Annotated in this window: 8 protein-coding genes; all 8 read right to left on the reverse strand. The window is 34.1% G+C overall.

Annotated elements, in window-relative coordinates; all coding sequences use genetic code 11:
- Positions 1-115: 115 nt before the first annotated feature.
- Positions 116-1,648, reverse strand: a complete 1,533-nt coding sequence (locus LKE05_RS13860; protein WP_022230089.1) for a recombinase family protein — start codon at positions 1,646-1,648, stop codon at positions 116-118.
- A gap of 306 nt (positions 1,649-1,954) precedes the next feature.
- Complete coding sequence (locus LKE05_RS13865) at positions 1,955-3,958, reverse strand: hypothetical protein (RefSeq protein ID WP_308457227.1); 2,004 nt, start codon at positions 3,956-3,958, stop codon at positions 1,955-1,957.
- A gap of 423 nt (positions 3,959-4,381) precedes the next feature.
- Positions 4,382-5,638: an S-layer homology domain-containing protein gene (locus LKE05_RS13870; protein WP_308457228.1), complete on the reverse strand. Its 1,257-nt coding sequence runs from the start codon at positions 5,636-5,638 to the stop codon at positions 4,382-4,384.
- 129 nt (positions 5,639-5,767) lie between these two features.
- On the reverse strand, positions 5,768-6,244 hold the full coding sequence (locus LKE05_RS13875) for a hypothetical protein (RefSeq protein ID WP_022230093.1): 477 nt from the start codon (positions 6,242-6,244) through the stop codon (positions 5,768-5,770).
- 13 nt (positions 6,245-6,257) lie between these two features.
- Positions 6,258-6,587 (reverse strand): plasmid mobilization protein, encoded by a 330-nt coding sequence (locus LKE05_RS13880; protein WP_022230094.1) that lies wholly within the window; start codon positions 6,585-6,587, stop codon positions 6,258-6,260.
- 23 nt (positions 6,588-6,610) lie between these two features.
- Positions 6,611-6,943, reverse strand: a complete 333-nt coding sequence (locus LKE05_RS13885; protein WP_022230095.1) for a MobC family plasmid mobilization relaxosome protein — start codon at positions 6,941-6,943, stop codon at positions 6,611-6,613.
- Positions 6,944-7,108: 165 nt separating this feature from the next.
- Positions 7,109-8,182: a ParB N-terminal domain-containing protein gene (locus tag LKE05_RS13890; RefSeq protein ID WP_308457229.1), complete on the reverse strand. Its 1,074-nt coding sequence runs from the start codon at positions 8,180-8,182 to the stop codon at positions 7,109-7,111.
- 5 nt (positions 8,183-8,187) lie between these two features.
- A partial coding sequence (locus tag LKE05_RS13895; protein ID WP_308457230.1) for a DUF6017 domain-containing protein occupies positions 8,188-8,577 on the reverse strand: 390 nt, incomplete at its 5' end.

Consider the following 8,577-nt stretch of genomic DNA (forward strand, 5'->3'; position numbering starts at 1 on the left):
GCTTTGATAAAACTATAACACACAAGAGATAGATAAAATCTATCTCCTGAATGTGTATGTTATAATGGTGCAGATGAGGTGATCACTTTTTGACATACACGAATTATATGCTATTTCACTTTGTAATAGGGATGTTTAAATAAACGATTACATCTTCTTCATTTACTATTATTTCATTTACTATAAGATCCATCAGCTCTTTTAATTGTGGAACTGATTTTTCCTTTAACATTTTTTTTATCTTTGTCAATAACAAATTTATTTTTTGCTTTGATAATATTTTACCTTTTTCTTGAGATAAAGCTTTAATCCTTAACTGTATTTCCGCTTTTTGTTGCTCTAAATCTGTAAGCTTTTCAATTAAAGTGGGGGAGTTTGTTATTGTAATAACATCAACAATTCTTGAAAGTTCTTTGTTTAAACTGTTTAATCTTTGGTTAAGGATAGATATATCTGCTTTCTTAGAAGACTGAACACTATCAAAACATAGTTGATAAATATTTTGCTTTTGTGCTTTGCTGAGATGATGAATGTAATTATCAATAATATTTATCATATATGATTCTATCCAATCTCTTTGAATAGAATTGTTATTGCACTTGTAATTTGGATTACGCTTTCCGTTGCAAGCGTAATATATGTATTTTGTACCACAACTATTGAAACTGCGTCTACCATCATAACTGCCACCACATTTGCCACACCGAATCTTACCGGAAAGCAAATAGGTTTCTTTTGCATTATTTCTGAATGCCTTTTTTCTGCTATTCAAAATCAACTGTACGTCGTCCCAATCTTCGGGAGATACAATCTGTGGAATGACACCATCAACTCTAATGACTTCTTCATCGGATTTATAACGATGTCCCGAACGCTTACCTGTTATCTCGTCACGGCTTTGTGTTTTGTTGTAAACCAATATGCCTTTATACTTTTCATTCCGCAATATCTCATAGAGTGAATTTCGTGAAAATAGTCGATTGCATTTTGTTCGATATCCGGATGTATTTAACTTGCTAATGATTTCACCATATGTCTTACCCTCAAGAAACAACTGGAAAATAAGTTTTACCGCTTGAGCTTCAAACTCATTAATTTTGTAATACTTACGCTCATCTAAATCATATCCCAATGGGGGAGTACCACCGCAAGTTTTACCTTTCAGTGCATTTTCGGTTAAACCTTTCATAACTTCACGAGCCAAGTTTTTTGAATAAAATTCAGCCATTGATTCAATGATACCTTCTAACATACAACTTTCAGGAGTATCATCAAATTGTTCGGTAGTGCTAATCAGATATTTTTTGTTTTTTCTCAATTCCACACGATATGCAGCACTATCCATTCGATTTCGAGCAAACCTGTCTAATTTATGTACTAATACAAGTTGCCAATCTTTTTGCTTTTTTGAATCAGCTATCATTTGTTGAAATTGTTTTCTTTCATCACTTTTTGCACTCTGTGCCTCATCGGCATAAATTTTATCGATTACAATACTATGCTCATCAGACCATTTTCTTATCAATCTTATTTGTGCATCAATGGATTCTCCACGTTGCATATCAGATGAATATCTTGTATACACAACAGCGTGAAGAACTACAACATTCAACCTTTGCTTAATTTTGTCTAAATAGTTTTCTATCATAAATACACACTCCTTTTTCGTGTGTACATCTGATACATTCTATAGACCCTACATTGTTACACTATGAAGTATAGACTAAAACTATCGGTTTTGTCAAGTACAAATTCCAAATTTTTTATTTAATCTTGTATTTCCATCAATATTTCTGCTAAAAGTTTAATGATTTTTTCTTCATAAGCCTCTACTTCTTCTGCATTTTCATTTTCTTTTATAATTATAGTTCTTTCTTCTTTCATCTTTGCTTTCTCCTTTATAATTTTTTAGTGAGAATAGTCTAAAATAGACTATTCTCACTTATTCTCAATATTAGTATGTTGATGTTGTATAAGCGTCCTCATACATATCTCCGTTTATAATAAAAGTTTTTTCGACAGTCGTACACCATTCCGTACCATCTACACCGCCACCGTAAATATCAAAGGCAATTTTGTGCCTTTTCGGCTCCTCCTTTGTGCCGCTTAGCCATAGGTCAGTATAAAGTTTGCTTTCGTTTACGATGTTATTATATGGGGCAGAGAATGTAGCAGAAGTGCTATTACTTGATACTTTATCCATATTTACTGTACTACCTTGAATAAAATCGCCGTCAAAGGTTTTTGATGTCCAACCAAGACGAGCGGTTACCTTAGTAGGTGGCTTTGGTTTATCTGATGGAGTATGTGTTCCTAAGCGTTGCGAGCAAGAATAACTTTTCTGTGCATTGGTTTGCTCATAGCTTATACTTGTTTTAACTTCTGCATCAAGTCCATAACCGCTTTTTATAGGGTCGGGCGACAAGGTAATGCTGTCTACTTTTAATTTTGCTTTATATGTGTATGTGTGATAGCAAGTATGCCTTTGTCCGTCAGAATCTGAAACAGTGTGCTTTGTTTGTTCTTGCCATACAATAGTATTTGTATCACTTTCGCAAATCGGCGGGTCAATAGGTACAGTTTCTACTTTATCATCAGGAATTGTTTCATCACTTGGAGGACGATTTGAATCGTCGGGTTTAGGTGTTTCTGTTGGAGTATCAATAGATGTATTGGGTCTGACGTATATTTCAAGCGTTTTGTTTGGTATATTTGGCGATAAATCCACATCGGTATATACCGATGTATCTTCGATTAAAGTTTCGTTGTTTGAACCGTTTATAACCTTATAACGTTCGTATATATAATCTGTTTCCGAATCGTTTATGATGGCTTTGCCGGAATTATCAGCTAATATATATGTTTTTGTTATACTGTCTGATTTCCCGAAAGGTATTGAATCGGTATTCTCAAAAATTATTTCGCCCGATGAGCTGTTTATAAATCGTTTCGTTACAGTTCCGCATAAATCCAATCCGAGTGAAACTTTAAACGGAAATTTAAAATTATATCCTACAGCTCCGCCGTAACTGTAATACCACAAATCGCCGTTTTTCTTGTATTGCTGTCCTATACGAATAAGATTACTGTCAAGAGTATCATCTTCAACCATACCTGTCCAATCGCCCTCTTGATTTATTTCTCCGGCTTCAAAGTTTGGATAAACCATATTGTTCGGTATTTTGCCTTTTTCTAATATATCGCCGTATCCAAAGCTTTGACCGTAAATATATTTAGGATCGTCACCCTCAACTACTTCTAAAGCTCCGTAATGCTTATTGGAACCGCCTTCATATCCCCACATAGAGAATATAACGGAGCTATATGGATAACGTGCTCTTGGAAGTCGTTTTTTAGGCATATTGGGTAAAACCTTTTCTTCGTCACTCAAGCTTTCATCATTGCCATCTATCAAGTAAAACTTTGGACTGAATTTCATTTCAATCTTGCAAGTATCTCCGTCACGATATACTCTGTAACCTATATCTCCGTTGAAAAGAGTTTCTGCTTTTTCGTTATTCGAATCGCCCTCTACATCTGCATCAATGTCAAATTTGAATTTGAGGTCGGGAACGTCCTCATCAACGTGGTCATATATGTATTGACGTATATTTTCATCTTTGATATTTGCTACATCAACACTTGCGACTACATATTTTTCATCCAACTTACCACGCCATATTTTTGTAACTTCATCATCGGATAACTCATCTCCATATATACTTTTCCATATTGCATTATTATTTGACGGGTCTGTTTTATTTACATATCGCCAAAATGGAATATTACCGCCGACAATAACGGCATTATCATCAGTAGTTTCCATATCCCTGTTCCAAGACCAATCAACCTTTGTATATCCGTCAAGTTCATCCGCACTTACAATGCAGTTTGATGTTATTGCAGAAAAAATAACTGTCAATATCATTGTTAAAAATATTATTGTTTTTCTTTTCAAATCTATCATTCCTTTCGTAGTATTAAAAAAGTGCAGTTAAAACTACACTCTTTACATTTATATGACTTTATACGAATATTGTTGAATTTTGGATATTTTTGATATATAATGTTTCTGTCGGATACTTCCGATGTTAAAGGTAAGACGAAAAACAGTGTAAAAGCTGGGCGGTTATGCCACCTCATATATGTTATATTCTATCCCAACATTATTAGTCGGGAAAGGAGGTGGTAATGTGAATTTTTATGAACTTTTAATGTACTTAATTACATTAATTGTTTTAATAATTATCACAAAAAAATAACGCCAGCCGACCAAAGCTATGACGTTATTTTATAACTAATACTTTTGGCATAACCGTTTGAAGTCTTGCCTTTTTCTATTATCATTATATATCTATTATCTCAAATTGTCAATATACTTTTACCAACTTAATTCAAACTCATATTTATTTTCGTCAAATACATAGTCTTTAAAATAGTCTTTATATCCTTGACCTTGCACCCACTCAAATGTTGTCTGTGCATTATTAAAATCAACTAGTGGTTTCTCTCGTCTTTCTAATGAAAGATTCACGCCGTTATCAATAAATATACCGGATGTAAAGCTACTGCTGTTAAGTGGCAAAACTTTTATCGAAATTTCTTCCAACACCTTTATATCATTAAATTCAAATGTTCCTGGTTCTCCGACATAGTGACTTTTCATTGTTGTAAAATCATAATCTTTATCTGTATCCCAATAAGCAATGCTTATTGCCCATCTTTGACTTTCCGGCAATACATCTGGTACAGTTAAAGTAATTGTATCACCGTCATATTTGATAGACTGTAGTACCAAATCTTCAAACATCATAGCTTTTGAACGACTTAATGTCTTTGTTGTGATATTACCACCATTTGCAACCGCTTCATCATATATTGCTTGAGATATGCTTATGTCTGACATACTTACTTGATACTGTTCGGGAACGTCTGTTCTTAGTGGCTCTGTCCAAGTAACTTTTCTTCCGAAGTAGTCATATAGTGTTTCATCAGCATTAATTCTCTCGCTCTTGTCAATTAATCTTACAAGCACCGATGATGCCTCTGCTCTTGTAAGTAAGCCGTCATCTCTGAAAGTGCCGTCATCATAACCACTTAGAATACCTTTTGCATAGGCTTGAAGAACATAAGGCTTGTATTCTTCTTTCATTCTGTCATAATCGTTAAGCTTTGCAATGTAAGTTGAAGTATCGGCTACCGGTTCTTCCTTGAGGTATTCGACCGCACGAGTGATAACTTTAGCCATCTCACCTCGAGTGCAAGGGATTCCTACAAGTTTAAACTTTGTATCTTGTTCTGTTATTAAGCCAAGCTCAAATGCTTTATCAAGATATGGAACAGCCCAAGAGCTCCACTTACTGTTCCAAGTATTTTTTACTGTTGGAGCATTGCTTTCGTTAAGCTCACCGCATATTAAACAAACAACTGTTTTTATAAATTCTTCTTGTGTAATTTGGTTATCCGGTCTGAATGTACCGTCCTCATATCCTGAAAACGCATTAAGTTCGGAAATCTTATTCACATAGCTTGAATACCAAGCCGATTGATTTACATCAGAGTAATTTGCAGCCAATGCAGAACTGCAAGATACAAGTGTTACTGCAGATAGAAATGTTGCTAAAATTTTCTTTTTCATAATGAATTCCTCCTTTTTCTCTATTTCTTTTATTAACTATATTATACCATAAATGTATTACTTTGTCAAGCTATTTTTTGAGGTTTTATCTTGTTTTTCGACCGTTTTGTCTTTCTTTTTCTGACATATTTAATCATCTGTTCTTATGTTGTTTGAACTTAGTTCAAATGGAATATCAAAAGTTTTTGGAAGAATACTTCTAACTGTAACAGGTTGCATTCTTATTCTTCCGGCAATCGAATACTTTGCCGGAGATTTCTGTATATCTGATTTATCAATAATGATTTGATATTGAAAACTTCCGTCATCGGCATATTTCTCATAATCATTATTCAGTTTCATATCTTCGGTCAAATATGTTTTAAATTCTCTCTGTGCTTTTTCTGTATCCATAACGGAGTTATGCTGCACCCAATCCATATCTTGAACAGCCATAGTAACCGATATATTCAAAGCTCGGGATATATCGGTTTCTACACTTTCTTTTACTGTGAATATGTGATAATACTCCATTGTTATAAATAAGGCTATTCCGAAAATGAATATTGCAGCTATAAAACCAATACCTGAAAAAGCGGCTTTTTTATAATTAAATAAGTTTCTCAAAATCAAAACCACCTTAATTATTTTTTTCTTCGATTGCAATTCTCAAAGCATTAAGTTCTTCGCTGACCTTTTGAATAGCCTCTTGAGTTTTTTCAAGATTTACACTTTTTAATTTACCTTTATTGCATCGTGTAACAATTTTATCAATATTTTTGTTAATGTCTCTAAGCTCTGATGTGAATTTTCGGATATCTTCACTTGGTAAGGCATAAACGTTAGAGTTTCGTATTGCTTGTCTGACGAAATCACTTCGTGAGATTTTTAATGTTTCTGCCTTTTTAATCATTATTTCAATATCTTCAGGTGATACTCTCATCTTTAAAAATTTTGAATACTTTGCCATTTTAAATCAACTCCTTATAATTTTCAACTGTGTTCATTTAGATTTTTTATTTCCTGTCGCAATTTTTTCAATTCTTCCCATACCTTTGTAATTTCGTTTTTCGTGTCCTCGATATGTACACATTGCAACTTTCCCATATTGCAGAGTATCGCAATCTGATTTACATTGATACCGATTTTACGAAGTTCTGAGGTAAGCTGTTTAATTGCTGTATTATCCAACGTTATTATCTTCTGATGAAGTGCTGACTGTATTACATATTTACTGCGTGTCATTCTTAATTGACGTGCTTTTTCATCTATCAGTTCCAGTTCATCGTCTGATATTCTAACGTGAAAATCTGTACTCTTTTTCAAACTATCACCTCGCTTTTTATGGGTTTGGGCAATGCCCAATTTTTTGCACACTCAAACGGTGTGTGCCTGCCTTTGTGGATACAAAGGCGTATCTTGCCATACCATTTTCAACTCAATATTGAGTTGAAAAACAGCCTGTAAAATAGCAGAAAACAAAAGATGATTTTACTGCTGTTTTTGATTATTCAGCAAATTTATTATATTGTTTTTTATATCATCAACCGCTGTATCTGGGTAAAAGGTTTTGATTTCTTGCCATACGTCCATACTTGCCTCAACATCTGATGCAATCACATCTTGAGAAACGGTAGGAGAGTAGTATTTTGACAAGAATTTAGGCTTTATCGTAAATGATTTTAATTTTTTGTTTACTGACTTGCCGTATTTTTCCTCAAAAACTTCAACTACGATAATTCTGTCAAGCTTGTGAGCTTTGGAGAGTTCTCTAAGTTGATGAGCCTTATGTTCATCAAGATGAAAGCTATATTCATCTATGATTTTAGCGATAAGTGCTTGCTCAAAAACGGTTATGTAAGACAATTCTACTCCGGCACGAACCGATATTTGTTTATTGTCAATATGCTCTTTCAGTTGTGGTAACAGTGTGTCAATGCGAATAAGCCTTGCCACAGTATTTTTTGATACACCGTATTTATCGCCCACTTCTTGCACTGTATTTAACTTTTTCCCCGATGGGGAAAATGTCTCAAAATCCGCACCGTTACTAAGGATTTCGAGATTTTTTTCGATGTTTTTTATTAAGTCTGAACGCTTACCCTGTCGTTTGTTTACTGCCACATCAAGTGCGTATATATGAGCCTGTTGAGATATTGGCATTTCTGAAACACTACGTTGATTAGTGTTGCTGTCAAGCATTATCATCAATGCGTCATCATCGGTCAAATCAGATAATACAATACAGGGTACTGTTTTAAGACCTATTGCTTTAGCTGCTTGATTGCGATTATGTCCCGATAAAATTTGATATGTATTATCGTCAAGCTTTCTGATGAGCAACGGTGTAATAACACCACAAGCCTTAATACTATCCGTTAAATCATTAAATCTTTCTCCGGTATAAAGCTCAAACGGGTGATTGGGGAATGGATTTAGTGAATCAACAGACAGCTGAACAACTTTGCTATTGTCAAAACTGATTGTCGGTATAGATGCCTGTTTTTCTTTTTCGATTTCTTGAAAGTGTTTAGACATTTTTTCATAATCTCTTTTTAGTTCCATTACTTTTAACCTCCGGTTTCGTACAAATCGCTATTTACCATATTTTGCAATACAATATTTGACGTGAGTGGAATGTTGTATAATACGCTTATCCAATAAGCCTTTGGATTTCTGATTCTTTGTCTTTGCCGAGAATATGCAAGTAGACATACTTCAAGTTGTTCAGCTGTTATCTTCTTGAGATTATTTAAGACGGCATCATATTCGACAAAATCGCCCTCGATTTTGTATTTAGGGCGTGGAACTGTCATTACTTCAGCCATAATATTTACAACTTCATCAACAATATCACGTTCGGCATAGTCGATGAGATAGTCGTAATCAATTTGCTTTTTTATTTCATCTACTGTTTTTGTATATCTATCAATCCATTCTTCTTCAGTTTGAGTATCACT

It is taken from the genome of Hominilimicola fabiformis (assembly GCF_020687385.1).
GTDB lineage: Bacteria > Bacillota > Clostridia > UBA1381 > UBA1381 > Hominilimicola > Hominilimicola fabiformis.

Bases quoted from the DNA above. Each gene is read 5' to 3' on its own strand.
- LKE05_RS13860 (WP_022230089.1), bottom strand. From the start codon at position 1,648: ATGATAGAAAACTATTTAGACAAAATTAAGCAAAGGTTGAATGTTGTA.
- LKE05_RS13870 (WP_308457228.1), bottom strand. From the start codon at position 5,638: ATGAAAAAGAAAATTTTAGCAACATTTCTATCTGCAGTAACACTTGTA.
- LKE05_RS13880 (WP_022230094.1), bottom strand. From the start codon at position 6,587: ATGGCAAAGTATTCAAAATTTTTAAAGATGAGAGTATCACCTGAAGAT.
- LKE05_RS13890 (WP_308457229.1), bottom strand. From the start codon at position 8,182: ATGGAACTAAAAAGAGATTATGAAAAAATGTCTAAACACTTTCAAGAA.